At 60.3% G+C, this 1,498-nt stretch carries 1 protein-coding gene; it reads right to left on the reverse strand.

Annotated elements, in window-relative coordinates; translation table 11 throughout:
- Positions 1-500 precede the first annotated feature (500 nt).
- Positions 501-1,085: an ECF RNA polymerase sigma factor SigK gene (sigK, locus tag AB0313_RS22090; protein WP_366308487.1), complete on the reverse strand. Its 585-nt coding sequence runs from the start codon at positions 1,083-1,085 to the stop codon at positions 501-503.
- Positions 1,086-1,498: the final 413 nt, after the last annotated feature.

Consider the following 1,498-nt stretch of genomic DNA (forward strand, 5'->3'; position numbering starts at 1 on the left):
ACAGCACCACCGGGACTGACCGTGGATCCTTCGCTTCGGCGACGGACCTGGGCGTGAACCTGGGCGCGAACGCCGGTGTCGCCAGCAACACCCAGAACAGCACCACCGGTCAGAACACCGGAATCATCGGCAGCTAATCCTGCCGGCCCGCGGGGGCCGGATGCCATTTGGGGCATCCGGCCCTTGACGGGTATTTCCCTCTGAACACGCCCCATGCACCCTTGAAAAGGTTGCAGGGCCGGGCTGGGATCGAATGACAGCGCCACGGTACTTTGATTTATGTCGATGATTCCGGTGATTCCAGATTCGGTTGGATCGTCTATGGATGGGTCGAATGTGGGAAGGGCGTCCTTAATCCTGGGGTCGGTCGTCAGAGTCGGCTGGCGAAGGGCCTTAGACGGATTCAGGCGCAGGCCATGGGCACGAGGAGGTCCTGGCAGTGGCTGTCCCGAATGCCGCGCGCGTCTGTCGGGAGAGCGCAAAGACGCTGTGCGTTGGGGTCAGACGACGTCGTATTGGGTGCGTAGACGACTGAGTCCCTCGCGGATCCGGGACTTGATGGTGGGCAGTGGCACTGAGAGTTTCTCTGCCACCTCGCGGTAAGTAAGGCAGCCGAAATATGCCAGGAGAATGGATTCGCGCTGCAAGGGTGAAAGTGCTGTCAGGGAGTCGAAGACCTGACAGGCTTCCATTCCGTCAGTGACGGACTCGCCAACTTCGTCGAAAGGGTGTTTCCATTCGGCTGCCGACCACCGGGCGTCGCGGTGGGTGCTGCTTTGCCGCGAACGGACCTTGTCCACTGCCTTGCGGTGCGCGATTGTCACAAGCCACCCGATCGGGCTGCCAACCTCCGGGTTGTATTTGCCCGCGTTCTGCCAGACCAGCATGAAGATCTCCTGCATCACTTCTTCGCTGAGGTGCGGATCTAAAACCACCCTGCGCACGACGCCGAACACCCGGGGCGAAGCGAGACGGTAGAACTCGGTAAATGCTTCGTGGTTGCCTTCGCCGGTTTTGAGCAGCAAGTCAGCCAGGTAGGTTCTGGTTTCATCCTGCCCGGATGGTGGGCGGTCCAGTGTCTCCATGATGTCTTTTCGGTCAGTCCGCGTCAGCCCCCAGCGGGCCACCGATGAAGCAGTTGAAGGAGCGTATTCCGAAACCCAGGGAATGCCTGGCGAAGAAGTCGGACAGAACAATGGAAGTGATCGGGTGCAAAGAAATCCGTTGACTTGAAGCCATACCGGATCGGTTGGGTCATCAAAGGAGAACTGTCGTTCTCTCCTGTCGCTTTTACAATAGAGAACCATCGTTATCCCCGCAAGCCGAAAGGGAAGAAGGTTATGCACGTGCCAGCAGCGCAGACAGGGCCGGTCTCCTCCGGGGCAGACCTGGCGGCAACGGCCGATGACGCGGCCCGGGCGGCAATCGTGGCAGCAGTGGGGCCGCTCTTCTACGCCCGTGGGTTCACCCCTGTTGGTATGGATGAGGTGCGGACTGT

The sequence above is a fragment of the Pseudarthrobacter sp. NPDC080039 genome (assembly GCF_040702335.1).
Classification (GTDB): domain Bacteria; phylum Actinomycetota; class Actinomycetes; order Actinomycetales; family Micrococcaceae; genus Arthrobacter; species Arthrobacter enclensis_A.